This window comes from Methanoculleus sp. SDB (assembly GCA_001412355.1).
In the GTDB taxonomy this organism is placed as follows: Archaea; Halobacteriota; Methanomicrobia; order Methanomicrobiales; family Methanomicrobiaceae; genus LKUD01.
This window is the reverse complement of the sequence record LKUD01000013.1, coordinates 1-1,016: the sequence shown is the minus strand read 5'-3', so window position 1 is coordinate 1,016 and position 1,016 is coordinate 1. Positions and strand designations below refer to the sequence as shown.

General features: G+C 60.1%; 1 pseudogene. It reads right to left on the bottom strand.

From position 1 onward, the window contains the following. Positions 1–30 precede the first annotated feature (30 nt). Positions 31–1,016, bottom strand: a pseudogene (locus APR53_07325).

Here is a 1,016-nt window from a genome sequence, read left to right as displayed (position 1 = left end):
CATATATCATATCGCCTTTTGCAACCATTTTCAGGCCTCCTGAATCTTTTCAACCTTGACAGCACAGGCCTTGAACTCCGGGATCTTCGCGCCGGGATCGAGTGCGTTGTTGGTGAGTTTGTTTGCCGCGCATTCCGCGAAGTGGAAGGGCATGAACATGACTCCCTTCATGATGTCGGGCGTGACCTTTGCCGGCACTTCGACTTCTCCGCGGCGTGTCTTGGCTTTGACCATCTCCTTGTCCTTTACGCCGAGCGCTGCCGCGTCCTCGGGATTGATCTCGATCCATCCGGTGGGGACCTCGGTTGCGAGTGCTTCGGAGCGTCGGGTCATGGACCCTGTGTGCCAGTGCCAGATGCAGCGGCCGGTCGTGAGGACGAAGGGGTATTCTGCGTCGGGAACTTCCGCTGGCGGTTTCCACTCGAGCGGGTGGAAGATTCCCATGCCGTGGGGGTGTGCGCACTTCTCGCAGTGGAGGATGGGGGTTCCGGGGTGGTCGGTCGTGGGGCATGGCCAGTGGAGTGCTTCGGGCTTGTTGAGGCGCACGTAGTTCATGCCGTGGTAGGAGGGCGTGACTTCCGCGATCTCGGTGAAGATATCCTCTGCGCTCTGGTAGGGGAACTGGGCTGCGTATCCCATCTTTGCTGCAAGTTCGCTGATAATGACCCAGTCGAGTTTTGCTTCGCCGGGCGGGTCCTGTGCCTTTCTCCACATCTGGACACGGCGCTCGGTGCTGGTCTGGGTGCCGTCCTTCTCTGCGTAGCAGGTTGCGGGCAGGACGACGTCGGCGAGCTGTGCGGTCTCGGTCAGGAAGATATCCTGGACGACGAGGAACTCGAGGCTCTTGAGTGCGTGCTCTGCGTGGTTGAGGTCGGGGTCGGAGAGCATCGGGTTTTCGCCCATGATGTACATGGCCTTGAGCTCGCCGGGGTTGTCCGCGAGAACGTTGATCATGACGGTGACTTCGTAGCCGTTCTTCGGTTCGCAGATGCCGTCGGGGAATCCCCATGCATCGG